Annotated in this window: 23 protein-coding genes; 9 read left to right on the top strand and 14 right to left on the bottom strand. The window is 60.9% G+C overall.

The features are described from left to right. Positions 1-92 precede the first annotated feature (92 nt). The 3 genes from ACP15P_RS11290 to ACP15P_RS11300 are packed head-to-tail and all read right to left on the bottom strand — an operon-like array spanning position 93 to position 3,898. Positions 93-380, bottom strand: coding sequence for an RNA-binding S4 domain-containing protein (locus ACP15P_RS11290; RefSeq protein ID WP_424928563.1), 288 nt, complete (start codon positions 378-380; stop codon positions 93-95). Then, positions 377-3,295, bottom strand: coding sequence for a helicase-related protein (locus tag ACP15P_RS11295; protein WP_424928662.1), 2,919 nt, complete (start codon positions 3,293-3,295; stop codon positions 377-379). The genes ACP15P_RS11290 and ACP15P_RS11295 overlap by 4 nt, the downstream gene beginning before the upstream one ends. A 33-nt stretch (positions 3,296-3,328) precedes the next feature. Next, entirely contained in the window at positions 3,329-3,898 is a 570-nt protein-coding gene (locus ACP15P_RS11300; RefSeq protein WP_424928564.1) for a tetratricopeptide repeat protein, read from the bottom strand. Between the two features lie 66 nt (positions 3,899-3,964). Between ACP15P_RS11300 and ACP15P_RS11305 the strand changes: the two genes are divergently transcribed. Continuing rightward, positions 3,965-4,255, top strand: coding sequence for an SCP2 sterol-binding domain-containing protein (locus ACP15P_RS11305; RefSeq protein WP_424928565.1), 291 nt, complete (start codon positions 3,965-3,967; stop codon positions 4,253-4,255). Beyond that, entirely contained in the window at positions 4,252-5,184 is a 933-nt protein-coding gene (locus ACP15P_RS11310) for an alpha/beta hydrolase (protein WP_424928566.1), read from the top strand. The genes ACP15P_RS11305 and ACP15P_RS11310 overlap by 4 nt, the downstream gene beginning before the upstream one ends. A 1-nt stretch (position 5,185) precedes the next feature. Here the strand turns inward: ACP15P_RS11310 and hisN are convergent, their stop codons facing one another. The 3 genes from hisN to typA all read right to left on the bottom strand — a co-directional run bounded on the left by hisN (position 5,186) and on the right by typA (position 8,552). After that, positions 5,186-5,989: a histidinol-phosphatase gene (gene hisN, locus ACP15P_RS11315; RefSeq protein WP_424928567.1), complete on the bottom strand. Its 804-nt coding sequence runs from the start codon at positions 5,987-5,989 to the stop codon at positions 5,186-5,188. An 83-nt stretch (positions 5,990-6,072) separates the two neighbouring features. After that, a complete protein-coding gene (locus ACP15P_RS11320; protein ID WP_424928568.1) occupies positions 6,073-6,456 on the bottom strand; it encodes a helix-turn-helix domain-containing protein in 384 nt (127 codons plus the stop codon). Positions 6,457-6,737: 281 nt separating this feature from the next. Then, the gene (gene typA, locus ACP15P_RS11325; RefSeq protein WP_424928569.1) at positions 6,738-8,552 is read right to left on the bottom strand and encodes a translational GTPase TypA; all 1,815 of its coding nucleotides are present in this window, start codon (positions 8,550-8,552) and stop codon (positions 6,738-6,740) included. A 151-nt stretch (positions 8,553-8,703) separates the two neighbouring features. Between typA and ACP15P_RS11330 the strand changes: the two genes are divergently transcribed. Continuing rightward, positions 8,704-9,669 carry an NADPH:quinone oxidoreductase family protein gene (locus ACP15P_RS11330; RefSeq protein ID WP_424928570.1) on the top strand — a complete coding sequence of 322 codons (966 nt, stop codon included), beginning with the start codon at positions 8,704-8,706 and terminating at the stop codon, positions 9,667-9,669. 7 nt (positions 9,670-9,676) lie between these two features. Here ACP15P_RS11330 and ACP15P_RS11335 read toward each other — a convergent pair whose 3' ends face one another. The 5 genes from ACP15P_RS11335 to ACP15P_RS11355 all read right to left on the bottom strand — a co-directional run bounded on the left by ACP15P_RS11335 (position 9,677) and on the right by ACP15P_RS11355 (position 14,239). Continuing rightward, positions 9,677-11,020: a TrkH family potassium uptake protein gene (locus ACP15P_RS11335; RefSeq protein WP_424928571.1), complete on the bottom strand. Its 1,344-nt coding sequence runs from the start codon at positions 11,018-11,020 to the stop codon at positions 9,677-9,679. Positions 11,021-11,022: 2 nt separating this feature from the next. Further along, a complete protein-coding gene (locus tag ACP15P_RS11340; RefSeq protein WP_424928572.1) occupies positions 11,023-11,688 on the bottom strand; it encodes a potassium channel family protein in 666 nt (221 codons plus the stop codon). A gap of 42 nt (positions 11,689-11,730) precedes the next feature. Further along, positions 11,731-12,924 carry an HlyD family secretion protein gene (locus tag ACP15P_RS11345; protein WP_424928573.1) on the bottom strand — a complete coding sequence of 398 codons (1,194 nt, stop codon included), beginning with the start codon at positions 12,922-12,924 and terminating at the stop codon, positions 11,731-11,733. After that, on the bottom strand, positions 12,917-13,327 hold the full coding sequence (locus ACP15P_RS11350; RefSeq protein ID WP_424928574.1) for a hypothetical protein: 411 nt from the start codon (positions 13,325-13,327) through the stop codon (positions 12,917-12,919). The genes ACP15P_RS11345 and ACP15P_RS11350 overlap by 8 nt, the downstream gene beginning before the upstream one ends. Positions 13,328-13,423: 96 nt before the next feature. Further along, the gene (locus ACP15P_RS11355; RefSeq protein WP_424928575.1) at positions 13,424-14,239 is read right to left on the bottom strand and encodes a LysR family transcriptional regulator; all 816 of its coding nucleotides are present in this window, start codon (positions 14,237-14,239) and stop codon (positions 13,424-13,426) included. A gap of 105 nt (positions 14,240-14,344) precedes the next feature. Between ACP15P_RS11355 and ACP15P_RS11360 the strand changes: the two genes are divergently transcribed. Next, positions 14,345-15,367 carry an aldo/keto reductase gene (locus ACP15P_RS11360; RefSeq protein ID WP_424928576.1) on the top strand — a complete coding sequence of 341 codons (1,023 nt, stop codon included), beginning with the start codon at positions 14,345-14,347 and terminating at the stop codon, positions 15,365-15,367. A gap of 7 nt (positions 15,368-15,374) precedes the next feature. Here ACP15P_RS11360 and ACP15P_RS11365 read toward each other — a convergent pair whose 3' ends face one another. Continuing rightward, complete coding sequence (locus ACP15P_RS11365) at positions 15,375-16,247, bottom strand: LysR family transcriptional regulator (RefSeq protein ID WP_424928577.1); 873 nt, start codon at positions 16,245-16,247, stop codon at positions 15,375-15,377. A 122-nt stretch (positions 16,248-16,369) separates the two neighbouring features. On the opposite strand from ACP15P_RS11365, the gene ACP15P_RS11370 reads away from it, so the two are divergent. Together ACP15P_RS11370 and ACP15P_RS11375 are read left to right on the top strand one after the other, a co-directional pair. After that, positions 16,370-16,597 carry a YjiS-like domain-containing protein gene (locus ACP15P_RS11370; protein ID WP_424928578.1) on the top strand — a complete coding sequence of 76 codons (228 nt, stop codon included), beginning with the start codon at positions 16,370-16,372 and terminating at the stop codon, positions 16,595-16,597. An 87-nt stretch (positions 16,598-16,684) separates the two neighbouring features. Then, positions 16,685-17,194: a hypothetical protein gene (locus ACP15P_RS11375; protein ID WP_424928579.1), complete on the top strand. Its 510-nt coding sequence runs from the start codon at positions 16,685-16,687 to the stop codon at positions 17,192-17,194. Between the two features lie 30 nt (positions 17,195-17,224). Here ACP15P_RS11375 and ACP15P_RS11380 read toward each other — a convergent pair whose 3' ends face one another. Further along, a complete protein-coding gene (locus ACP15P_RS11380) occupies positions 17,225-17,908 on the bottom strand; it encodes an arylesterase (protein ID WP_424928580.1) in 684 nt (227 codons plus the stop codon). Here ACP15P_RS11380 and ACP15P_RS11385 point away from each other — a divergent pair, their 5' ends adjacent. The 3 genes from ACP15P_RS11385 to ACP15P_RS11395 all read left to right on the top strand — a co-directional run bounded on the left by ACP15P_RS11385 (position 17,909) and on the right by ACP15P_RS11395 (position 22,046). Continuing rightward, complete coding sequence (locus ACP15P_RS11385; protein WP_424928581.1) at positions 17,909-18,598, top strand: ABC transporter ATP-binding protein; 690 nt, start codon at positions 17,909-17,911, stop codon at positions 18,596-18,598. After that, positions 18,595-21,132, top strand: a complete 2,538-nt coding sequence (locus ACP15P_RS11390; protein ID WP_424928582.1) for an ABC transporter permease — start codon at positions 18,595-18,597, stop codon at positions 21,130-21,132. The genes ACP15P_RS11385 and ACP15P_RS11390 overlap by 4 nt, the downstream gene beginning before the upstream one ends. A 134-nt stretch (positions 21,133-21,266) precedes the next feature. After that, the gene (locus ACP15P_RS11395; protein WP_424928583.1) at positions 21,267-22,046 is read left to right on the top strand and encodes a Bax inhibitor-1/YccA family protein; all 780 of its coding nucleotides are present in this window, start codon (positions 21,267-21,269) and stop codon (positions 22,044-22,046) included. Between the two features lie 81 nt (positions 22,047-22,127). Here ACP15P_RS11395 and ACP15P_RS11400 read toward each other — a convergent pair whose 3' ends face one another. Next, complete coding sequence (locus tag ACP15P_RS11400) at positions 22,128-23,351, bottom strand: bifunctional alpha/beta hydrolase/OsmC family protein (RefSeq protein ID WP_424928584.1); 1,224 nt, start codon at positions 23,349-23,351, stop codon at positions 22,128-22,130. Positions 23,352-23,689 lie beyond the last annotated feature (338 nt).

The following is a 23,689-nucleotide window of genomic DNA, read 5'->3' on the forward strand; positions in this document are numbered from 1 at the left end:
CTCAAAATCAGTGGTTGTTTGGCAAAGCCTGTCACGCTTCACGGTGCTATTTATCAAGCCTGACCGGAGGTTCAAGGGTCCGTACCGGTCGATTAGCCCTGTTCCGCGACTTCCTCATATAAAAGCCGCGCCTCGGTGGCGGGACCACGTCTCTCCGCGATTGCGGTGATTCGCACCACGTGCAGACGGTCATGCAACGCAAAAGAGAGCCCGTCACCAGGCTTCACCATCGTAGCGGGCTTGCTGACGCGTTTAGAGTTCACCCGCACGCGGCCTTTCGACACCAGTTCGGTTGCCAGGCTGCGGGTTTTGCAAAAACGCGCGTGCCAGAGCCACTTATCCAGACGGATGGACTCCGGCGGCCGGGCACGCTCGCTCAAATTTTATCCTTGAGCGCCGCGAGAGCCGCAAACGGGCTGTCGGGATCCATCGGTTTTTGGTGCCTCGACCGGTTGCCACGGTCCTTCTGATTCTTCCGGCTGTCATCGCCCGATTTGCGGTCAGGCTTCCGGTTGCCCTTGCGGCCATCCTGGCCCTTGGCGCGCTGATCCCCGGTTTTGCCCTGGGGTTTGCCCGACCTGGCGCCCCTTCCCTGTGCGCCCTGCGGACGCTGGCGGTTTTTGCGGGGCGCGCGGGTGAAGATGTAGTAGGTCTCCATCTCGACCGGGGCGTCCGTGGTTTCTGCACCAGCCTCGACGGCTGCTTCCGGTGCGGGGTCCGCGGTTTGTTCCTGCTCCGGGGCCGCCTCAACGGGTGCCTCGGCAGGTTCTGACGCTGCTTCCGCTGATTCGGCCTCCGGCGTTGGCTCCGCTGGTGTCCCGGAAGCCGTCGCCTCACCGGTCTCGGCATAGGTCTCCGGCTCGGCAGGCTTATCAACCTCAGCCGTCGTTTCGGCAGCAGCCTCAGCTTTGGGCGCGCGCACCTTCGGCCTTGTACCCTCCTGCGCCTGATAGCCCAGGCCCTCCATAAGCTTGGCAAACTGGTCCAGCGTCAGACCACAAATGGACAGCATATCCGGCGTGGCCTCGAAGCCGGCACGGGTATCAAGCGGGCGCAGCATGTCAGCCAAACGCTCCAGCATGTCGATGCGAATGGCCCGTTCACCTGCAGCCCGGTAACCGGCACGCGCATGATATTTGGCGGGAGTGCCTTCCGTCACCGGTACGGTCACGAGACCCGGCGGCGGCGATTCGGGGAATTCCGTCAGGCCGTCCATAAGCGAGCACAAAACAAGCCGCATGCGCGTCGGCGCGGGCTTGAGCAGCAGAGGCATGAAAATGGTGAACTGACCGAAGCGGACACCATGCTTGCGCAGACCGGCGCGCTGTTCCTGTTCCAGTGCCTTGATATCACCGGCAATTTCCGAACGCGGGATTACACCCAGCGCCTCAACAAGACGGAAGGCAATACCACGGGCCATGCCGGACAGAGCCTCATCATCGCGCATCGCAATCAGCGGCTCAAAAAGCGCAGCTATGCGGCGGTCCACAAAATGGCCAAGACGGCGGCGGACTTTTTCCGCAATTTCAGGGCCTGCATCCTCGTCCACAAAAGGTTTGACCTGAGGGCTCAGGACATCGGCCCCGGCCACAAGGCGACCAACCGCGTGTTCGCCCCACATCAGACCACCCTGTTCCGTAATATCGAACTCGGTGTCCGGCGCGTTGTAGAATTTGTCGGATCGCAGTGAAAACACGGGCGCGAGAGCGGCTATTGCGGCGGCCCGCAGGGTCGGAACCTGTTCGGCATCCGCATTGGGGTCGAGCTGAAAACGAAACCCCTCGAGTTTGCCGATGAACTGGTCGTCAATTGACACCTCACCGGTCTCAGTCACAGTCGCCACAAGGCTCTCCCTCTGTTTCAACCGGCGCATCAGCACTGACGTGCGCCGGTCCACAAATCGCTGGGTCAGACGCAGATGCAATGCGTCCGACAGGCGGTCTTCTACCGCACGGGTCTCATTTCGCCAATGGTCAGAATCATCAATCCATCCCTTCCGTTGCGCGACGTAGGTCCATGTGCGGATATACGCCAGGCGCTTGGACAGGGCATCAATGTCGCCGTCGGTCCGGTCGATGCGTGAAACGCGTGAGCTGAGCCAGTCCTCGGGGATGCCCTTACCGGTTCGAAGGAACGAAAACAGCTGGGAACACAGGGAAACATGCTCGGTCGGAGACACCTTCCGAAAATCCGGCACGCGGCACACATCCCATAAAAGCCGCACGTCACGCCCGTCGCGGATATCATCCCGCAGGGAGGGCAAAGCAGAAAGGCTTCGCAAAGTCAGAAGGTCATCGGCCTCGCGGGCGCGGAGCAGATCGGGGTGATTCGGCGGCGCCTCCAGGCTCTCGATCAGGGCCCGGACGGTGCCAAATTCGAGACGGTGGTTGCGCCATTGCAGCTTGCGCAGCGGCGCGAAACGGTTTTCCTCGATGGACTCGATGGTGTCGGCGTCCAATTCGCCCGCGTCGCCGGTTACGCCGAAGGTGCCATCCGTCGTGTAGCGCCCGGCCCGTCCGGCGATCTGCGCCAGCTCGTTGGGTTGCAGGGCGCGTCTTTGACGCCCGTCGAACTTCCAGAGGCCGGAGAACGCCACGTGGTTGATGTCGAGGTTCAGCCCCATGCCAATGGCATCCGTCGCCACCAGATGATCGACATCGCCGTTCTGATAGAGCGCGACCTGCGCGTTGCGCGTGCGCGGACTCAGCGCCCCCATCACAACCGCCGCACCACCCTTTTGTCGGCGCAGAAGCTCCGCAATGGCATAAACATCATCCACCGAAAAGCCCACGATCGCACTGCGGGACGGGATGCGGCTCAACTTGCGCGCACCGGTCCAGGTCAGCCGTGAAAAGCGGTCGCGATGGACGAACTGCGCCTCCGGGATCAGGTTGGCGATCCGGGGCTTGATAGAATCCGCGCCCATGAACAGTGTCTCGGAGGTCCCGCGTGCGTTTAGCAGCCGGTCGGTAAAAACATGCCCGCGGTCAGGGTCGGCGCAGAGCTGAATCTCATCAACCGCCAGGAAATCCGGCAACAGATCGGTGGGCATCGCCTCGACCGTGCAGACCCACCAGGCGGCGCGGGGCGGGACGATGCGCTCCTCCCCCGTGATCAGCGCGACCACGGACGGGCCGCGGATGGCGACAATCCGGTCGTAGACCTCCCGCGCAAGAAGCCGAAGGGGCAGACCGATTACGCCGGTGCGGTGTCCCAGCATACGCTCGATCGCGTAGTGGGTTTTGCCCGTGTTGGTTGGCCCAAGTACTGCCGTTACCTGGCCGTGCCTGCTCATTGCCATGAATGCCGTTCCTGACCGGTTTTGACCCTAGAGGTCGACCTCGCCCCTGCTGCGCTCAAGGCGCAGGATCGCCTCGTCCGTTTCCGGACGGTTTGGATTGATGCGCTGCACCTCACGCAGGGCCTGCAATGCGAGGTCGGGTTCATCCATTATCTCAAACATCGTCGCCAAACCTGACAGGGCCCCAAAATGGTCGGGGTTCAGTGCCAGTGTGCGCTCCACATCCATAATCGACAGGGAGTATTCCTCCATCAGGAAAAAAGCTGTCGCCCGGGCGTTCCAGCCCTCGGCAAAATCGGGTGCATGATCGGTCAGGGCGGAGAAATGTTCAACCGCCTCGTCAATGCGCCCCTCCTCAATGGCTTTTTTGCCACGCATGAGCAGCAGATCCATCGAGCGTGACCCCGACCGGGACCAGATGCCCGCAATCTCGTTCTCAATCCGGCGCCAGTCTTCCTGGCCTGGTTCCGCCAGTTCCGCGAGCAGTTCCTGAACCCGGTCCTCTGCGTCGGAAGTGTCCTGTGCGCGGGCAAAACCGGCCGGCGTCAAAAACAGGACTGACGCGACGGAACATGCGCATAGACACTTTCGTAACACTTTGAAGGTCCCTAAATTGAAGTCATCGAACCTGGATCCGGGCCCTGCCCATACATGGAGACTAAAATGAGCAACGTTATTGAGGGTGCAGTCAAGGCCCTGAACGAAAAGTTGAGTGGTGAATCCTTTGACGGAACCGCCAAGTTCGTCATTGAGGACGAAGGTTCGGTGCTGATCGACTCCGATGGCGCAACCGCCAGCGACGCTGATGCGGACTGCACCCTGACCGCGTCCCAGGAAACCTTCGAGGAGATGCTTGCAGGCGATCTGGACCCGACGGCGGCCTTCATGACCGGCAAACTCAAGGTCGATGGCGATATGGGAACCGCAATGAAGCTTGGCTCCGTTCTTTCATGACGCCTGACGCACCCTTCTATTCGGATGTCTGCTCGGCACCTGACGGCCAAACCGGCTGGTGGGTGAAAACGGTGGACGGTATCCGGTTGAGGGTGATGGTCTGGACCGGGGGACAGGCGGGCACCGCCATCGTGTTTCCCGGCCGGACGGAATACTGCGAAAAATATGCCGGTGTAATCACGCAACTTGTGAGCCGTGGGCTGAGCGTCGTGGTCATCGACTGGCGCGGTCAGGGCCTTTCCGACAGGCTGCCCGGCGCGGATGAGATGGGCCATGTGGGCCGTTTCGCCGATTATCAGTATGATGTAGCCGCGGTGATGGATCTGGTGCGCCATCTGGACCTGCCCCGACCGTTTTGGATGGTCGCGCACTCCATGGGTGGTTGCATCGGCCTGCGCACACTGCTCGACAGTGAGGACTTCAGCGGCGCTATTTTTTCCGCGCCCATGTGGCGGCTTCAGATCGGCACGGCAATCAAGGGCGCTCTGGCCAAGGCCGGCCTGTCCAAAGGTGGTGCGGCCGCGGATGCGGTTTCAGGGCACCCAGGGGAAACGGACACCTATCCCGAAAACGTCCTGACCTCGGACCGCGAACTGTATGAACTCGGAGCCTCCCAGATCCAACGGCATCCCGATCTGATAACGGGACCGCCCAGCGTGCGCTGGACCATTGCGGCACTCGTGGAGATGGAGCGGATGGCGTACTTCCGGTCGCCCAAACTGCCGTTTCTGACCTTCCTCGGGACGGAAGAGAAAGTCGTGTCCCAAACCATGATCAAACGGCGCATGGCCGCGATGCCGAACGGAAAACTCGTGATGTGTCCGGGTGGGCGCCATGAGGTGTTTGTCGAGGCACCACAGATCCGGGAACTGATCTGGAACGAGGTCGACAGGTTCCTCGACATGGCCCAGGCAAGGACCGTGGCCTGAGTCAGGCCTCGCCGGAGTTCATCAGCTCAAGCGCGGCCGCGTGAATGTCGGGATCACCCGCAGCAATAACGCGCCCGCCATCGTGGCAGGGACCACCCTCCCAGTTGGTGACCACACCCCCGGCCGCCTCTATCACGGCCTGCGGACCCTGGATGTCATAAGCATTGAGCCCGGCCTCGATTACCAGGTCGACCTGCCCCATTGCAACGAGGGCATACCCGTAACAGTCGAACCCGTAACGGGTGAGACGAACCTGATCCCGGACACTCTCGAACCGGGCGCGTTCCTGAGGGGTACCGATTTCAGGGAAGGTTGTGTAGAGAATTGCGTTATTGAGGCCACTGCACCGGCGGACCGCAAGTGGCGTGGTTTTTCCCGCGCGCAAAACCTCGGCGCGCCCGAACCCGCCAATGAACCGCTCTCCGGTAAATGGCTGGTCAACAACGCCCATAACCGGGCCATCGCCCGCGTCGACGCCAATCAGGATCCCCCAGGTGGGCGCACCGCTGATGAAGGCACGGGTGCCATCAACCGGATCGAGCACCCAGGTCAAACCTGAAGTGCCGGGTTTCGCGCCATATTCCTCTCCGAGAATGGCGTCGTCGGGACGCAGCTCGGCCAAAACGGCACGCATCGCCTTTTCCGCGTTGCGGTCCGCCTGGGTCACCGGGTCGTAGCCGTCGGCGTCCTTGTTGTCGGTATTCAGCACCGGGCTGCGAAACAGCGGCAGGCAAATCTTGCCCGCCACGTCCGCAAGCCGGTTCGCGGTGTCCCAGAGTTCCCTTTGCAACGCCGGATCCACCATGTCTTCCCCCAAAACCGACCTGAAATTCTCTTCAGCCGGTCTCCGCCATCACTGGCGGGAGGTCAAGAGCGTCAGTCCTTTTCTCAGGCCACGTCGCTCAGAACACGCGCCAGGTCAAAGAGCCGGCGGCGCTGGGTTTCCGGGATGGAGTAGTATGAACGCACGAGCTCCAGGGCCTCCTTGTCGGCCAGAAGATCGCCACGCTGGTTCGATTCCGCCGCTTCCGGCGCTGAACCTTCGCTTTCGGCGGCCTCAAAGCCCTCGAAGAAGAAGCTGATGCTTACATCCAGGGCCTGCGCGATGTCCCAAAGACGGGATGCGCTGACCCGGTTCATTCCGGTCTCATACTTCTGAATCTGCTGAAACTTGATACCGACGATGTCGCCAAGCTGCTGCTGGGTCATGCCAACCATCCACCGGCGATGCCGGACACGCTTGCCTACATGCACGTCTACAGGATGCTTCATACTTGTTGCTCCGCTATTACCTTTAATACTAACCACACTGATGCAATTTTCGTGCCAACTCTCTCGTATGTGGTGTTAACCGCCTTTTGGGATCAATCTTGAGTATTTTTGGCCATCAGCAACTCAAACCGCCATGCAATCATAGGGAGAGTTACGGATACTTTGCAAAACCGGAGAGGCATTGCAATTACTTTTTGCAAAGAATTTTGCATTTTGCAAAGATCCGGCAGTCGGTTGACGTAACGTTACCAAACCGCCGGATCGAAATGTGTCAGTTCAGATCAGGCAATCCGTGACTGACGCTTGCGCTCGTGGGTATCGAGGAACTTCTTGCGCAGGCGGATCGAGTTCGGAGTAACCTCGACCAGCTCATCATCGCCAATATAGGCAATCGCCTCCTCTAGGGTCAGGCGTTTGGGTGTCGTCAGAACGACAGCCTCATCCTTACCGGCGGCGCGCACGTTGCTCAGCTTCTTGCCCTTGAGCGGATTGACCTCAAGGTCGTTGTCACGGCTGTGCTCGCCAAGAATCATGCCCTTGTAGACCGCCTCACCCGATCCGATGAAGAACTTGCCGCGATCCTCAAGGTTGAAAATCGCGTAGGCCACCGAGGTGCCGTCCTCCATGGAAATCAGAACGCCCGTGCGACGGGTCGGCATGGCTCCGCGGTGCGGCGCCCATTCGTGGAACACCCGGTTGAGAACGCCGGTTCCCCGCGTGTCGGTCAGAAACTCGCCGTGATAGCCGATCAGGCCGCGGGACGGTACATGCGCCACGATACGGGTCTTGCCACCGGCACCTGTTTTCATGTCGGCCAGCTCGCCCTTGCGCAGGGCCAGTTTCTCAACCACCGAGCCGGCATATTCCTCGTCAACGTCGACCGTGACTTCCTCGATAGGCTCGAGGCGTTCGCCGTTTTCTTCCTTAAACAGCACTTTAGGCCGCGAAATCGACAGCTCAAAACCCTCGCGACGCATGTTCTCGATCAGAACACCCATCTGAAGCTCGCCGCGCCCAGACACTTCGAAAGCCTCGCCGCCGGGAGTATCCGCAACCTTGATCGCGACATTGGATTCCGCCTCGCGCATCAAGCGGTCACGGATGACACGGCTCTGCACCTTGTTTCCGTCACGGCCCGCCAGCGGGCTGTCATTGATGCCGAACGTTACCGAGATGGTCGGCGGGTCGATGGGCTGGGCCGGGATGGGATCGGTCACGGAGGTGTCACAGATCGTGTCGGCCACGGTCGCGGTGGACATTCCGGCAAGGCTCACAATGTCCCCGGCCTCGGCCACCTCAATCGGAGTCTGCTGAAGCCCGCGGAACGCCAGGATTTTCGACACGCGGAACCGCTCGACCGTCTTGCCGTCGCGACTTAGCGCGTGAACCGCGGAACCGGTTTTCAGCGCCCCGGTCTCAACACGACCTGTGAGAAGGCGCCCGAGGAACGGGTCGGCCGCCAGTGTCGTTGCCAGCATCCGGAACGGCTCATCGCGGTGTGCGACCTGTTTGGGTTCCGGAACGTGGCTCAGAATCAGGTTGTAAAGCGCCTTGAGATCCTCGCGCGGACCTTCGAGGCTGTCATCCGCCCAGCCGCTGCGGCCGGACGCATAGAGAACCGGGAAGTCGAGCTGTTCCTCGGTGGCGTCGAGGTTCACGAACAGGTCAAACACCTCATCCAACGCCCGGTCGGGCTCGGCGTCCGGCTTGTCGACCTTGTTCAGAACCACAATCGGCCGCAGGCCCAGCGCCAGAGCTTTTGATGTCACGAATTTGGTCTGTGGCATCGGCCCCTCGGCCGCATCGACCAGCAGAACAACCCCGTCCACCATGCTCAGGATACGCTCAACCTCGCCACCGAAATCGGCGTGGCCTGGTGTGTCCACAATATTGATGCGGTGGTTGTCCCACTCCACGGAAGTGGCTTTCGCCAGAATTGTAATGCCGCGTTCGCGCTCAAGATCATTGGAATCCATCGCCCGTTCGGTCATTGCCTGATTCTCGCGGAACGTGCCCGACTGTTTGAGAAGCTGGTCAACCAGGGTCGTTTTTCCATGATCGACATGCGCGATAATCGCGATGTTTCTCAGGTCCATCGTTACGTCCTTGACTTGTTCAGATTTGTGGTGTTGGCGCCCCATTAAGGCCGGTTCGCCCAAAAGGCAATCCCGCGCGGTCGTTGCGCAAATCAATTCCTTCGCATACGCAATATGGTCACAGGCATCCACACGGGAGAGGATCACGACCATGCGCGCCATGCGGATCAACAAATTGGGCGCGGCCCTGTCGGCTGCGGACATCCCCCGGCCCACCCCCAAACCGGGTGAGGTTCTTTTGCGTGTGCTGGCCTGTGGCGTGAATTTCGCGGACACCCTTATGGTGCAGGGCAAATATCAGGAGAAGCAGGATCCGCCCTTTACACCCGGCATGGAAATCTGCGGCATTGTGGAAGCCCTGGGGGAAGGCGTTGCCGGCCCGGCCCCGGGCACGCGGGTTGCGTCCTATGTTGGCTCCGGCGGGTTTGCCGAGTATGCCGTTGTCCCTTCGGCAAGCTGCGTGGCCGTTCCCGACGCGATGCCGGACGAGGAGGTTGCGGGGTTTCTCATCGCCTATGGCACCAGCCATGTCGCACTCGACCATCGCGCCAGGCTTCAGCCAAGAGAAAACCTTCTCGTTCTTGGCGCATCGGGTGGTGTGGGACTGACGGCGGTCGAACTGGGCAGGCTCATGGGCGCGAACGTCATCGCAGTGGCCCGCGGCGCGGAGAAAATGGCCATCGCTGAAGCCGCCGGTGCCGCGCATGTTTTCGATAATGACGACGACATCCGCGCGGAGGTCAAAGCCCTCGGCGGCGCGGACGTGCTCTACGACCCTGTCGGCGGTGACCTGTTTGAGGCCGCGATGCGCGCCTGCAACCCGCTGGCCCGCCTTCTGCCTCTTGGTTTTGCCAGTGGTAAGGTGCCGCAGATCCCGGCAAATATTCTGCTGGTCAAAAACCTCACGGTTCACGGCCTCTACTGGGGCGCCTACGCCAAACTGGACCCTAAGGTGCTCACCGAAAGCTTCGCCCGCCTGTTCGAGTGGTACAGTGAGGGTGCGCTAAAGCCCCATATCAGCCATGTCGTGCCACTGGATGAAGCCGAACACGCGCTCGACCTTCTGCGCACGCGCAAGGCAACGGGCAAGGTGGTGGTGAAAGTGGCGGAGCGGTGAGCCGCGATCACCCCAGATAAATCTGCCCCGCCGGGTAGCGCACGCGCGGGGCGGCGTGGGTTGCCAGGAAAAACCCGATGGCGAGCGGACCAACACGTCCTATGAACATCATCGCCATGATCACCGCACGTCCAAGCGTGTCGAGTTCGCCCGTGGCCCCTCTCGAAAGGCCCGTCGCACCGAACGCGGAGGCCACCTCGAAGGCAAGGTCCAGAAACTCGCCGTCATGGCTGATCGAAACCACAAAGATCGCAGTTATGACCAGAATTGCCGAAATGGTGGTCAGGGCCATCACCTTCATCACTTCCTCCATGCCCAGTGACCGGCCAAAGGCGTGAAGGCTGTTCTGACGCCGAAAAAAAGCAACCGTGGCCAGCAGCAAAACGCAGAGCGTTGTCACCTTGATGCCCCCGGCCGTTGAGGTGCTGCCACCGCCCACAATCATCAGCGCCATGACCAGGACAGTGGTGCTGTCATGCATCGCGCCGATGTCCACTGTATTGAAACCGGCCGTGCGCGGCGTCACGCCCTGGAACCAGCTGGCCCACAGCTTCTCAACCGTTCCGAGTTCGCCGAGCGTCCCTGGATTGGTCCACTCCAGCAGCCCGAAAACCACTGTTCCCCAAACTATCAGCACGGCCGTTCCCACGAGCATCAGCTTGGAATGCAGCGTCAGCTTCCGCCAGGTCCGCTTTTGGTAGATGTCGCCCACAACAATGAAACCGAGCCCGCCCAGAATAAACAGGAGCGGAATGACGGTATTGACCAACGGATTGCCCACCCATCGGGTCAGGCTGTCGGGATGAAGGGCAAAGCCGGCATTGTTGAAGGCTGAAACCGAGTGGAAAACTGCCTGCCAGATGCCCTGCCAGCCGAATTCCGGCACAAACACAATCGCCAGAAGCAACGCGCCCACCGTCTCGCAGACCAGCGCAATCACGACGATGATCTTCACCAGAACAGTCAGGTTGGACAGCGAGGTCTGGTTGAGGTCCTCCCGCAGGATCAGCCGTTGCGGCATCCCCACCGGAATGCCCAGCGCGCCGAGCACCAGAACCGCAAAAGTCATCAGACCCAGACCACCAAGCTGGATCAGGACGGTAATGACGGCCTGCCCGAACCAGGTAAAAGCCAAACCCGTATCCTCCAGAACCAGCCCGGTGACCGTCACGGCCGAGGTGGAGGTAAATACCGCCTCGCCGAGGTCGATATCGCCGTTATGGGATACCGGAAGCCACAACAGAAGCGCCCCGCAAACGATGAACGCGAGATACAGCACAACGAGAAGCGCCGGCGGCGGAAGCCTGAAACGTCGAAATCTCGAAATACCGCGACTGACCGATGGGGCCATGGCTAAAGGCTCGCGGCAAAACGGCGCAGGTTTTTGCGTTCCCCAAGCAGCAGGAGGAGATCCTTCCGCTCAAGCACGCATTCCTGCCCCTCATCCCCGACAAAAACCGTTCCACGCATGACGCCAATACAGCGCACGCCGAATTTCGTATTCAGATCCAGATCGGCAAGCCGCCGCCCCTCCAGGGATTCCGAGACGCGGAAATTGACCACGTGAAACCCGTTTCCAAGGCTTACGTAATCCCGCACCAGCGGATTGTGCAGCACCTGCGCGATGTGCTTTCCAACCTCGACTTCCGGATGAATCACCCGATCCACGCCGATTTTGCTTAGGATCCTGTGATGGGTCCGGGTCGACGCCTTGGCCCAAACATTTTTGACCCCGATCAGCTTCAGATTGATCGCGGCCAGTATGCTTGCTTCCAGATCCGCGCCCATCGCGACCACGCCAACCTCACAGTCGGCCAGTCCCGCCTCACGCAGGGCCTGGTCATCCCGCGCGTCAACGATCAGGGCCTGGGACAGCATATCGGCGTGATTCGAAACCAGTTGCCCGTCCACATCGATGCCAATGACATGATTCCCGAAGCGTTGAAGCTCAGCGGCAACGGTACTGCCGAAACTGCCAAGCCCAAGCACCCCGAAAATTCGGGGGGAATGTCGCGCCATGTCCAGTCACCTCTCTACGAACGCGCCCGAAATACGGGCCTGTCAGTGCCCGCCGCCGGCCAGCCCGATGCCCGAGAGCAGCATGCCCCAGACCTTGATCCGCAACCCGACGGCCTTAATGATCCCCGTGGCGGCCACGACATGCCCGCCAATTCCGGGGATGTTGTTGGTGTAGGTCTGAACGATACAGCCCGTGCCATCAAGCATCATTGCCTCATGCTCCGGGTATTCCAGCTCAAAATAAACCACCAGCGAACCACGTTCCGCGAGGGAGTCCGGGTCAACCAGGCGTGCACCGGGAATGACCTGTCCTGACGCGACCGCGGGCTGAATGCCCACCACCTTTGCCGGAAGCACCGAGTCCCTGAAGTTGATGTCCGCATTGCTGTTGCAGGCAATCTCGGCTGGCATGCCTTCATAGAGCGTGGAGCGGGCAATCTGCGAGAAGCCGGCCACGATTCGTATCGGCGTGTCCGCCGGACGGTCGGGAATGATCACCATTGCGGGGCTGAGGATCAGTGTGGTGGCCGGACTGCCTTCGCCGAGGACCAGCTGCGTCACAACGCCATCCGTGAAGCTGCGCACGACCGTATGATCGAGCGCTACCTGCGCGCTTTCAACGGCGGTTTCCGCCGCCTTGCGTCGCGCCGGGATGGTCTGCGTCAGTTCGGTTTCGGAGAGATCGACCTGTGCCCGCATTGCGGCAACATGGGCCTCGGCCTCGGACACCTGGGCCTGAAGGTTGCGTACGTCATCCTCGCGTCCGACCTGCCGTTCCAGCAGGGTCCGCGCCTCGGAGAGGTCCACACGCAGGTTTTCCAGCTCAATCTGAGCCGCGGCTTCTTCCGCCTGGCTGACCCGCAGCGTTTCGCGTGCCTTATCCTCATCCGCTGTAATCTGGTCAAACTGCGCCTCGGCCTGGGCCAGCGCCGCCCGTTGCGAACTGTCCTCGATCCGGAACAGTACGTCTCCGGTTTCCACCCGCTGGCCGTTAATCACGTTAATTTCCGTAACCGGGCCGCTTGTCTGTGCCACGACGGAGACCGTACGGAACGGCACGATGCCCGAGTAGGACTTTTGGTGAAAGTAGAAGATTGTCAGGAAAAGGAAGAAGGCGAGCAGCAGCCAAAGGTACACCGCCGTCTTCATGTTCCAGACCGTCATCGCCTCACCACGACGGCGAAGCTGGAAATACCGGATGATCACCGGGAAAGAGGTAAACATCAGCTCAAACATCCCGCTGCGCCTCCTCTTCAGCGCGCGGCGCGTCCTGTGTCTCGGGGATGGTCGTGTCAGCATTCCCCTGCGGTACCGGTCCAGGATTCCGAAGCAGATGGAACCGCGACCAGTCGGCCATGAGCGCGAGCAGAATGGCGCTCAGGGGCAGCAGAATGTTAAAATGGTCGAGCGGGAAAACCTCATAAAGCAGCGCAATCGCCAGCATGGTCGGGATCGTTTTCGCGAGGGGAGTTCCCTTGGACTGATGCTCCGCCCAGCGGTCAAATGCCGAATACAGGACCACAATCCCATAGATCGCGAGGACCATGAAGCCCAGGGCGATCCACGCCATGACGTCGCCTTCCCCCGGTGCCACGAACCATCCAGGAGGGGAATGCTCCGCCCCGTGTTCTGCTGCCATAAACTCAAGTCTCCGGTTTTCCTGAAATGGTCAGGTTTTTCTAGTCGCTGGCGTCCGGTGTGTCTACCGCTGCGACGCAAACGGCATCTGTGAAATCTACCCCGGCAATATGCGGCACAGGCGATCGATCGTGCGCCTGACCTCGGGCAGGTGCCGGTCGTCCTGATGTGTCACGATCCAGCTGTCATGCTCCAGTTCCGCAATAACGCCACCCCGTCGCTCCAGCGTGCCATGACTGTCACCGATGAAGGTCGGCAGGACCGAAATCCCCTGCTCCGCGAGCGCCAGATCCAGACTGTTGCGCGGCGCGTTCACCTCGCAAACCGCATTCTCCGCAACCGTTCGCTTTAGCCATCGGGCCGAAGGCGTATCGGCCAGCACCACAATCCAGCGGTCCGGCGCGTCTTTGGTGGCGTAGGGGGCGAATTCCACCCGCGCCAAGCGGCGCCCCGCTAGGCCCTCGCTGATGGGTCTTGCATTGCGGATGCCGATCACGGCCTCTCGGTGCGATATGTTGAGACTGTGTTCCGCCGATATGAACCGGACCCGCAGATCGGGCGGCATGCCGGTGATCCCCTCCAGCCGATCCAGGAGCGCAAGCGTCGTCCACGTACCCGCCGACACCTTGACCAGCGGCAGACCATCACCCTGCGGCGCGGAGGTCAGCCGGGCGATCCGTGCCTCGACGTCCGTCAGCCCCTGAAGCAGGCGCTGAGCCTCGGCGGTCAGCTCATATCCCCGGTCGTGACGGATGAACAGTTCCCGACCCAGCGCCCGCTCCAGGGCCAACATCCGCCGTCCCAGTGTTGCGGCACTGCGCCCAGTCACCCGCGCCGCCGGAGACAGGCCACCCTCGCGCGCAACCGCCAGAAACAGTTGCAGGTCATCCCACGGCAGGTTCTTTTCAAGCATGAAATGCTCTTTTCAAACTGTTTCATTTTGTTGCGGACGCTTCAGCCCTAACCTGCCGTGGACAGGAACACAAATGTTCCGCGCACGGATTTCCGGAGGCAATCAATGAAGCTCAACCCACTTTCGAAAAACGGCCCCCTTGTATCGGTCCTCGCACTGGGCGCGATGACGTTTGGTGCCGAAACCAGTGCCGAAGAGGCGGGACGAATGCTCGACCTCTTCGCGGAACGGGGCGGTACTCTGATCGATACCGCCGATGTCTACGGCAACGGCGTGTCCGAGGAAATCATCGGGGACTGGGGCCGTGCGCGTGGTGGTCTCGACGATCTGATCATTGCCACTAAGGGACGTTTTCTGCCGCCGGCCGGCAGCCGGGGCGCTTCCCGCCGTTCCCTGATGCGATCGGTTGAAGCCAGCCTGCGCCGGCTGCGCGTTGAGGCAATTGACCTCTACTACGTCCACGGCTGGGATCGCCACACCGACGTTGCGGAGACCCTGACAACTCTTGGGGACCTCGTCCGGGCCGGAAAAATCCACAACATCGCCTGGTCAAATGTCACCGGATGGCAACTGGAGCGCATTCTGGGCACCGCCAGGCAGCTCGGTCTTCCGGCTCCGGTCGCCGTGCAGCCGCAGTACAACCTTCTGGACCGCGGCCTGGAACTGGAGGTGCTTCCATGCTGCCTTGAGAATAATGTCAGCCTTGTCCCCTGGTCGCCACTTGGCGGCGGCTGGCTCACAGGCAAATACAGCCCGGATACGCTTCCGACCGGCAAAACCCGGCTCGGCGAGGACCCCGGGCGCGGCATGGAGGCATGGGAGTTGCGTAACAACGCCCGCACCAAGGCTGTGCTGGAAACCCTGACGTCAATCGCCGAACGCCTCAATCGCCCCCCGGCCCATGTCGCGCTGGCCTGGCTTACCGCCCGTCCAGGTGTCGCCTCGGTCCTTGTGGGCGCACGCACCTGCGAACAGCTTGCGGACAACCTTGCGGCGGCAGATCTCGTCCTTGATCAGGCGGATCAGGACGCGCTGACAAAGGTCTCATCCACTGGTCTGCCCCCTTACCCGTACGGGTTTCAGGAGTTCTGGTCCGAAATGGACGTCTGGAAACGCCTCGGCACCTGACCGGCGCTTATTCGGCGGCCATCACGTCGCTGTGGCAATATGCCTGCCGGACATACCGGGCCAAATGCTCCGCCAAAACGGATCGCGGCGTATTGCCGATATACATGTTCACATGAAAAACCGGCAGTTCGGGCAGGGCGCCATTATCTGCCACAATCTCGCATTCCGGCGGCACCGCTGACGGCAGCTGCACATTGATCGCAAGATCGGCCTGCACACCGGCATTCACGGCGGAATCGGAAATGGCGTCGATGCCGCTTTCCCACTGAATATCGGACCGGGCCAGCGCATCGACCGCCACCCTGCGGAAAATACAGTGGTTCACGGCGGCAAACCGGAGGGGACGCTGGCGCCAGGCCTGTCCGTTTTTCGCGCCAACCCAGACCAGGCGATCGGATGCCAGTACCTCGCCGCCCGGATCGGTTGTTTCCTCGGTCGCGAGAATGAGGTCCATGTCGCCCCGGCGCAGTTTTTCCTTGAGAATGGTCGAATAGAGGGAATGCAGCTGAATGCGCACCCGCGGAAATTCCACGGCAAAGCGCTGCATCACTGCCGGCATATGCGGGTAGATCAGGTCATGGGGCACCCCAAAACTGATTTCACCCTCAAAGGCCTGATTGGTCATCAGCCCCCAGGTCTCATCATTCATGGCCACCAGTTTCCGCGCATAGCCCAGAAGCTGTTCACCCGATGCCGTAAGGGCGATCCCGCGCCCGGTTCGATCAAACAGGCTCTGACCAAAAGTTTCCTCGAGCCGTTTGAGCTGCATCGACACGGCGGACTGCGTCAGATTGAGCATGGTCGCCGCCCGCGTCACGCCGCCCGAATCCGCTACAGCGACAAACGACCTGAGCGCGGTGATGTCCAGATTCCTGATCATATCAATCTCCGTGATGACGCCGGTCATTATTATTCGTTTTTATGATTGGTCGCAACACCGTATTTATCACGGACATGAATGAAACGACCAAACCGCAACAATTTTTTTGATGGAGAGATACCATGACCATGGATTCCACCAGCATCGCCAGACACACGCACCGTCCCTCAGCACGCAAAACCTTCAGCCTGATCGGATGGCTTTTGGAAAAAGACAGCGCCCACCGCAACATGGCCCGGTTTGCCAGGATGGATGACCGCATGCTGCGCGACATCGGACTGACCCGCTCCGACCGGGACCGCGAGGTCGCACGCCACACGCACGGGTCCGTGACCAAACGTCATCGTTAACAATACGCTTACGTCCGCGGCGTATGGTTAAGACACACCCAGTCCTCCTCTGGCAAAACGCCAGTTTAACATTCGGGGAATCGGACCATGCTGAATGCAATCGCCGATCTGACCTCTGACTACGCCGGCCTGATCCTTGCCTGGCCGGTTATGATCTGGACCATCGCGCTTATCGCCAAACGACGGTACGGCACCTACATGGCCCGCGACATGATCAAGATCGTGAAGCCCATTTCCGGGCTGATCTGTCTCGCGGTTCCGGTTTTGGCCGACATAGCGGTACTCACCCTGCCCGTTCTGGTGGTTTACCTTATCACCGAGAGCCGGCACCAGGCCGCCATCCGCTATGGCGAGAGCATTGCCACCGACCTGAACCGGGTGCTGCCGTGGATCATCGCGCTCTCGATGCCCGTGATGCTGGCCTGCGCCGCCCAGCCAATGGTTGGCGTGTTCATCTTCGCCGCCTGGGCCTGCCTTATTGAATACCAGCGCAAACAGCGTCTCGAACAGTGCGAGGAGGAGGCCCGCCAGGCCCTGGAACGCCAGCATTTCCTCCGCCAGCACCTGAACTCCGAGAACAACCCGTTCCGGCGCTAAACGGTTTCCCCCGGGTGACGGGCGTGGGGCTCAGTCCCGCGCCCGCTCCACCAGATCCAGCACCACCGGCCCCATCAACTCCACATTCGCGCTGACCCCATCCGCATTAGGATGAATGCCATCGCCCTGCATCAACTCCCGGAAATTGTCCTGGTTGATGGCCGCGATAAACGAGGGATAGTGGGTTGCGCCATGTTCCTCCGCCAGCGACGGATAGAGATCGCGAAACTCCTCCTGATACTCGGCACCATAATTCGACGGCGCCGGAAGCCCTGCAAGAACCACGGGCAAATCACGCTCCGCAATCGCGCTCAGAATGCCGTCCAGGTTTTCGCGCATCGTCCCGACACTGATGCCGCGCAGAAGGTCATTGCCCCCCAGAGCCACAATGACCCCGTCGACACTGTCATCCAGCGACCAGTCTATGCGTGAGAGCCCGCCGGCGGTGGTGTCTCCCGACACGCCACCATTGACCAGAACCGCGTCATCGGCCCCGTTTTCATGCAGCCACGCCTCCATTTGCGGCACGAACCCCTCGCCGTCCGGCAACCCGTAACCTTGGGTCAGGGAATCGCCAAATGCGAGGATGCGCACCTCCGCCGCGGCCAAACCCGGCAGGAGAAACAGGACAGATGCCGCAATTGTGAGGTTGCGAACTGGCGCAAAGGCACCATATGGCTTGTTTGATGTCAGTTGCGCCGAGGTACCCGTCATATGTCCACTCCGGTAATTTCGCTGAAAAACGTTTCACTTACCCTGAGTGGCAATGCTGGACCGGTCAACATCCTGAGGGATATTTCACTCGATATTGAAGCCGGCGACACCCTTGGCCTGATCGGCCCGTCCGGCTCCGGAAAATCCTCGCTTCTGATGCTTCTGGGAGGCCTTGAAACAGCCACCGGCGGATCGGTTACCGCGCTTGGGCACGATCTGACCTCGATGAATGAGGACGCTCTGGCGGAACTGCGACTGAAAAGCTTCGGCGTGCTGTTTCAGTCCTTCCACCTGATCCCGACCATGACCGCGCTGGAGAACGTGGCCACGCCACTGGAACTGACCGGTGCCTCGGACGCATTTGAGCGCGCGAAAACGGAACTTGAGGCGGTATCCCTCGGCAAGCGGCTGGATCACTACCCCGCGCAGCTTTCCGGTGGCGAACAACAGCGCGTGGCTCTGGCCCGCGCCTCGGTCACCCGCCCTGAAATCCTGCTGGCCGATGAGCCCACGGGCAACCTGGACAGTTCCACGGGCGAGGCCATCATGGATCTGCTCTTCGGCCTGCGCGAGCGGCATGGCTCGACCCTGGTCATGGTGACCCACTCACGGGAACTGGCCGCCCGCTGCAACCGGGTGATTCGCCTGCGGGACGGCGAACTGGAATCCCTGCCCGAGGCAGCTGAATGAGGCTGCCGGTCGCAGCCCGCCTCGCCCTCCGGGAACTGCGCGGTGGCCTGCGCGGGTTCGGAATATTCCTCACATGTCTGGCACTCGGCGTCGCCGCCATCACCGCCGTCGGCACGGTGCGCAGCGCCATTGAAGCGGGGCTAACCGACCAGGCCGCTGTTATCCTGGGCGGTGATGCCGAAATGGAGTTTGCCTACCGTTTCGCCGACGAGGCCGAGCGCACGTGGATGCGGGAAAACGCAACCGGCGTATCCGAGATTGTCGACTTCCGGTCCATGGCAGCCTTCGATCCGGAAAATTCCGAAACCGAACGCACCCTCGTACAGGTCAAGGCCGTGGACGATGCCTATCCCCTGCTGGGCGAACTGACCCTTGAAGGTGGCGGCGACCTGCATGAGGCCCTGGAAACCACGGACGACCTGCCGGGCATTATCGCGGAGAGCATCCTGATTGACCGCCTTGGGCTGGAAATGGGCGACACACTGCGGCTTGGAACAAAGGAATTCCGCCTGAACGGTCAAATCCTGCGCGAACCGGATGCCGCAACCGGCGGCGTCACGCTCGGGCCGCGCGTGATGGTCAAACTGGCCGATCTTGAGGACAGCGGCCTGCTGGCCGACGGCTCCCTGTTCGAGTCCTCCTACCGTCTCACCTTCCAGGTTGACGCAAATCTCGACACCCTCAGCAGCGCAGCCCGTGCCGAGTTCGAGGAAACGGGAATGCAGTGGAGGGACCGCCGCAACGGAACCCCAGGCGTCAGCCGCTTTGTCGACCGGCTCGGCTCCTTCCTGATCCTGATCGGCCTCGCTGGGCTTGCGGTTGGCGGCGTTGGCGTGTCCTCTGCCGTGCGCGCCTATCTGGACCGGAAAACCGAGACCATCGCCACGCTGAAAACGCTTGGGGCCACCGGCCGCACCGTTTTCGCGACATATTTCATCCAGATCGGCATCCTCTCGGCCATCGGAATCACCATCGGCCTCGTGGCCGGGTCGGCCGTTCCGATTCTATCAGCACCGCTTTTCCGCGATCTGCTTCCCTTCCCGACCGATTTTGGCGTCTTCCCGGGCGTTCTGGCGGAAGCCGCGATCTACGGCGCGCTGACCGCACTGATCTTCACCCTCTGGCCGCTTGCCCGGTCCAGGGAGATTCGCGCCGCGGAACTGTTCCGGGACCAGAGTTTCGGTGTGCGCAGTTTCCCGCGACCGGTATTCATCCTGGCAACCGGCGCGCTCGTCGCCGTTCTGGTCGCCATCGCGACGGCCTTTTCCGGGGCGGAGCGCCTGACGCTGACATCCGCCGCCGGGATCATCGGGGCACTACTCCTTCTGCTCGGCGCGTCCCATCTGCTCCGGCTTCTGACCAAGCGGCTGGCGGCTTCGCGGGCTTTCCACGGCAAACCGCCTTTGCGCTGGGCCCTGGCTTCGGTTGGCCGGTCCTCGGCCGACACGTCCTCGGTCGTCCTGTCCCTTGGTCTTGGTCTGGCCGTCATGGCTGCCATTGGTCAAATCGACGCGAACCTGCGCAATGTCATTCAGACCGACCTGCCTGAACGGGCCCCGGCCTATTTTGTCGTCGACATCCAGAATGACCAGCTTGACGGCTTTCTCGACACGTCGAACGCCTATTCCGGCGTCGAGGATATCGATACCGCTCCGATGCTCCGCGGCGTGATCACGCGCATCAACGACAGACCCGCACGCGAGGTGGCCGGCAACCACTGGACCCTGCGCGGGGACCGTGGCCTGACCTATGCCGCGCAGCCCGGGCCAAACATGACCATCACCGAAGGCGAATGGTGGCCGGAGGACTACGACGGCCCACCGCTGATGAGCTTTGCGGAGGAAGAGGCACAGGAACTTGGCGTCACCATTGGTGACACCATTACGGTCAACGTGCTTGGCCGCGACATTACCGCGACCATCTCCAACCTGCGCGACGTGCAGTTCGACACGATGGGAATCAATTTCGTGATGCTGATCAATCCGGCCGCCGTTGCCGGCGCACCGCATACCCATATCGCGACGATCTACGCCGACCAGGAATCCGAGGCTCCCCTGATCCGCGAACTTGCGGACCTCTACCCCAACATCACCGCCGTCCGGGTTCGCGACGCAATCGCACGTGTGGCCGAAGCCCTCGAGAGCATTGGTGCGGCGACCCGCTGGGGTGCATCGGCCACGCTCCTGACCGGCCTGATCGTTCTGATCGGCGCGGCGGCCGCCGGTGAACGCGCCCGCGTTTTTGAGGCGGCGGTCCTGAAAACACTCGGCGCGTCCCGTCGCCGCATCCTGACAAGTTTTGCCCTGCGATCGGCATTTGTGGGTCTTGCCGCCGGCACCGTGGCAATGGCGGCCGGTGCCATTGCGGGATGGTGGGTCATGACATCCGTTATGGACGCGGAATTCACGTTTGAACCCGTATCCGCCCTTATCATCATCATTGGCGGCGCGCTGACCAGCCTTCTGGCCGGACTTATGTTTGCCCTGCGCCCCCTTGCGGCACGGCCTGCGGGGGTCCTGAGATCGCGGGATTAGGTGGGAATCTGCCAGGTTCACGGGAATCTGTGCAACTCAACGTAATACAGCGTTGAAAATTTCGGAAACATCACCAATATCTAAACAAACTTGCGGCCTGCGCCGCGAGGCAACGGCAATTCTGGAGGATACACATGGCCGAATTAGGGACTATTCGTCGGACAGGAGCCGGCGTACGCACGGCGGAGATCGACGAAGGTCTGCGCTCACACATGAACAAGGTCTACAGCACAATGTCTGTAGGCATGTTGATCACAGCGCTGGCGGCATGGGCAATTTCCGGACTCGCGGTCACCACCGACCCGTCGATCACCGGCATGCAGATCGGCGCTGACAAGTATCTGACCGGCCTGGGCGCGACGCTTTACGCCTCGCCCCTCAAATGGGTTGTGATGTTCGCACCGCTGCTGTTTGTCTTCGGCTTCAGCGCGGGCATCAATAAAATGTCCGCAGCCACGGCCCAGACGGTGTTCTACGCCTTCGCAGCCGTGATGGGTATCTCGATCAGCTCGATCTTCCTGGTGTTCACCGGCGCGTCGATTGTCCAGACCTTCCTTGTGACGGCAATCGCCTTCGCGTCGCTGAGCCTTTACGGTTACACCACCAAAAAAGATCTTAGCGGTCTCGGCACATTCCTGATCATGGGTGTGATCGGCCTGATCGTAGCGTCGGTCATCAACATCTTCCTGGCATCGTCCGCACTGGCCTTTGCCGTATCGGTGATCGGTGTTCTGATCTTCGCGGGTCTGACCGCCTATGACACGCAGAACATCAAAAACACCTACCTGCAGATGGCCCATTCGGGCGACCAGGAGTGGCTGGGCAAGTCGGCAATCATGGGCGCGCTGAGCCTGTATCTCGACTTCATCAACATGTTCATGTTCCTGCTGCAGTTCCTGGGTAACCGCGAATAAGCAGACAGGCGTCACCAACCACCCGGTGACAGCGTTTCAGGCCCCACGTTCCCAGCGGCACGTGGGGCTTTTTCGTTGGGGTTAACCGGCGTCCCCGCCAATTTTGGTCACAACCACCGAGGACGCCTCAAGTGTACGGTGAACCGGACATTTGTTCGCAATCTCAACCAGCCGGTCCCGGATTGCCGGATCGACAGCGCCCTCAATAGATATCCTCCGTTCAAACCGGTCGATACGGCCTTCGCGACCCTCCCCACAATCGGCGCAGTCCTTGGCATGAACCTTGGCGTGATCGACCGTGACCGTCACATTGCCCAGTTTCAGCTTCTTGTGCTCCGCATACATGCGCAGCGTCATCGACGTGCAGGCGCCCAGTGCAACGGATAGAAAGTCGTAAGGATTGGGCCCGGTATCCTGCCCACCCACTACGTCTTTCGGCTCATCCGCCAGAAAACCGTGGGTGCCCGTGCGAACAAACTGCTGAAACTTCGAAGCCCCGGTCTCGGACACCTCAACGACCGAGCTATGCGGCACATCGGTCAGGTCCAGATACCGTTTCGCCCAGGACGCCAGCACACCGGCCGCGTATTCCGAGTCCACCGCACGGTTGACGAGGTGATCGGCATCATCGAGAGACACGAAACTTTTCGGATGTTTCGCGGCCTCAAAAATGCGCCGCGCATTGTCCACACCCACCGTTTCATCGAGCGGCGCGTGCATGACCAGCAACGCGCGGTTGAGGTTTCTGGCGCAGTCCAGCACCGAGGACCCCTCAACATCCTCCAGGAACTGCCGCTTGATGTGGAACTTTCGGCCCGCCAATGTGACCTGCGCCACGCCGTCCTCACGGATCCGCTCAAGATCGGCTGAGAAGTTTTCCACCACATGGGCCGCATCGGCCGGTGCGCCGATGGTGGCAACCGCCCGCACCTCATCAATCCTGCCCGCTGCCGCCAGGACGGCTGCGCCGCCGAGGGAATGACCAATCAGGAGCTGCGGCGCCTCCCGTGTCTCGCGCAGGTATTCAGCGGCGGCTACAATATCCTCAACGTTGGAGGAGAAATTCGTATTGGCAAACTCGCCCTCACTCGACCCAAGCCCGGTGAAATCGAAGCGCAGAACCGCAATCCCCTCCGCCGCAAGCGACCGCGCGATGCGGGAGGCCGCCAGAATGTCCTTCGAACACGTAAAACAATGTGCAAAAATCGCATAGGCCCGCGCGCCGCCCAGGGGCATGTCGAGCCGCGCCGAGAGTTTTCCGCCATCGTGGCCCGGGAAATCCAGTCTTATTGATCCATCCGCCATATCTGATCCATCCTTTGAAATCTCGAGTTGACTGTCCCTTCGCCACAGGCATGGAGATTGTTGCACAGGCATTGTGCATCAACGCCAAATTTCCCGGATCAGCGAAATTTGAAGTTTCAGTGATTTTGAGAATTTCCAATTTCGTGGTAACATTATGTTGTGAATACGATTGGACTGCCTGACCACACCGAAATCAACGTACGCACTTCGTGCATCGGATTTCTTTTGAAAATCAACAGGCACCGCGACAAGCCACCGTGGCGGGTCCAGGGCTCCGAAACAGGATTAATCAAATTTGAAGAGGATTGCGGGACGCTTTTCCGCAATGGACCATCTGT

The organism is Amaricoccus tamworthensis (assembly GCF_049800875.1).
GTDB lineage: Bacteria > Pseudomonadota > Alphaproteobacteria > Rhodobacterales > Rhodobacteraceae > Amaricoccus > Amaricoccus tamworthensis.

What these genes read in the sequence shown, in the direction of transcription:
- ACP15P_RS11295 (WP_424928662.1), bottom strand. Translation starts at nt 3,295, where the DNA reads ATGAGCAGGCACGGCCAGGTAACGGCAGTACTTGGGCCAACCAACACG.
- ACP15P_RS11305 (WP_424928565.1), top strand. Translation starts at nt 3,965, where the DNA reads ATGAGCAACGTTATTGAGGGTGCAGTCAAGGCCCTGAACGAAAAGTTG.
- ACP15P_RS11310 (WP_424928566.1), top strand. Translation starts at nt 4,252, where the DNA reads ATGACGCCTGACGCACCCTTCTATTCGGATGTCTGCTCGGCACCTGAC.
- hisN (WP_424928567.1), bottom strand. Translation starts at nt 5,989, where the DNA reads ATGGTGGATCCGGCGTTGCAAAGGGAACTCTGGGACACCGCGAACCGG.
- ACP15P_RS11320 (WP_424928568.1), bottom strand. Translation starts at nt 6,456, where the DNA reads ATGAAGCATCCTGTAGACGTGCATGTAGGCAAGCGTGTCCGGCATCGC.
- typA (WP_424928569.1), bottom strand. Translation starts at nt 8,552, where the DNA reads ATGGACCTGAGAAACATCGCGATTATCGCGCATGTCGATCATGGAAAA.
- ACP15P_RS11330 (WP_424928570.1), top strand. Translation starts at nt 8,704, where the DNA reads ATGCGCGCCATGCGGATCAACAAATTGGGCGCGGCCCTGTCGGCTGCG.
- ACP15P_RS11335 (WP_424928571.1), bottom strand. Translation starts at nt 11,020, where the DNA reads ATGGCCCCATCGGTCAGTCGCGGTATTTCGAGATTTCGACGTTTCAGG.
- ACP15P_RS11340 (WP_424928572.1), bottom strand. Translation starts at nt 11,688, where the DNA reads ATGGCGCGACATTCCCCCCGAATTTTCGGGGTGCTTGGGCTTGGCAGT.
- ACP15P_RS11345 (WP_424928573.1), bottom strand. Translation starts at nt 12,924, where the DNA reads ATGTTTGAGCTGATGTTTACCTCTTTCCCGGTGATCATCCGGTATTTC.
- ACP15P_RS11350 (WP_424928574.1), bottom strand. Translation starts at nt 13,327, where the DNA reads ATGGCAGCAGAACACGGGGCGGAGCATTCCCCTCCTGGATGGTTCGTG.
- ACP15P_RS11355 (WP_424928575.1), bottom strand. Translation starts at nt 14,239, where the DNA reads ATGCTTGAAAAGAACCTGCCGTGGGATGACCTGCAACTGTTTCTGGCG.
- ACP15P_RS11360 (WP_424928576.1), top strand. Translation starts at nt 14,345, where the DNA reads ATGAAGCTCAACCCACTTTCGAAAAACGGCCCCCTTGTATCGGTCCTC.
- ACP15P_RS11365 (WP_424928577.1), bottom strand. Translation starts at nt 16,247, where the DNA reads ATGATCAGGAATCTGGACATCACCGCGCTCAGGTCGTTTGTCGCTGTA.
- ACP15P_RS11370 (WP_424928578.1), top strand. Translation starts at nt 16,370, where the DNA reads ATGACCATGGATTCCACCAGCATCGCCAGACACACGCACCGTCCCTCA.
- ACP15P_RS11375 (WP_424928579.1), top strand. Translation starts at nt 16,685, where the DNA reads ATGCTGAATGCAATCGCCGATCTGACCTCTGACTACGCCGGCCTGATC.
- ACP15P_RS11380 (WP_424928580.1), bottom strand. Translation starts at nt 17,908, where the DNA reads ATGACGGGTACCTCGGCGCAACTGACATCAAACAAGCCATATGGTGCC.
- ACP15P_RS11385 (WP_424928581.1), top strand. Translation starts at nt 17,909, where the DNA reads ATGTCCACTCCGGTAATTTCGCTGAAAAACGTTTCACTTACCCTGAGT.
- ACP15P_RS11390 (WP_424928582.1), top strand. Translation starts at nt 18,595, where the DNA reads ATGAGGCTGCCGGTCGCAGCCCGCCTCGCCCTCCGGGAACTGCGCGGT.
- ACP15P_RS11395 (WP_424928583.1), top strand. Translation starts at nt 21,267, where the DNA reads ATGGCCGAATTAGGGACTATTCGTCGGACAGGAGCCGGCGTACGCACG.
- ACP15P_RS11400 (WP_424928584.1), bottom strand. Translation starts at nt 23,351, where the DNA reads ATGGCGGATGGATCAATAAGACTGGATTTCCCGGGCCACGATGGCGGA.